Origin of the sequence: Nosocomiicoccus sp. HMSC059G07 (assembly GCF_001815515.1) — a bacterium.
GTDB classification, from domain to species: domain Bacteria; phylum Bacillota; class Bacilli; order Staphylococcales; family Salinicoccaceae; genus Nosocomiicoccus; species Nosocomiicoccus ampullae_A.
In genome coordinates this window covers 44,149-44,548 of sequence record NZ_KV820884.1, presented here as the reverse complement: position 1 = coordinate 44,548, position 400 = coordinate 44,149, and the positions used below count along the sequence as shown (strand labels likewise).

General features: G+C 42.2%; 1 pseudogene. It reads right to left on the bottom strand.

From position 1 onward, the window contains the following. Positions 1-400: pseudogene (locus tag HMPREF3029_RS08640) on the bottom strand (DNA repair protein RadA); the annotation flags it as partial.

Sequence of the window (400 nt, the reverse complement as noted above, 5' to 3'; positions counted from 1 at the left end):
TCAGATTTTTCTAATACTGCCATGAGTAGTGATAATCTATTGTGGTCGATTCCTGTAGCCATACGTCTTGGATTATGGAAATGCGTTGGCGTGACGAGTGCTTGTATTTCAACGAGCATCGCGCGTGTCCCTTCCATCGTCGCAACAATCGCAGATCCTGGCGTATTTTTAGAACGTTCTTCTAAGAAAATTTCAGATGGATTTAAGACTTCTTTTAGACCATCGTACTTCATCTCAAAGATACCCATTTCGTTTGTCGATCCAAATCTGTTTTTTACTGCGCGTAAAATTCTAAACGTGTGATGTTGGTCACCTTCAAAGTATAAAACAGTGTCTACCATATGTTCGAGTAAACGCGGCCCGGCGATCTGCCCGTCTTTAGTAACGTGTCCGACGATAA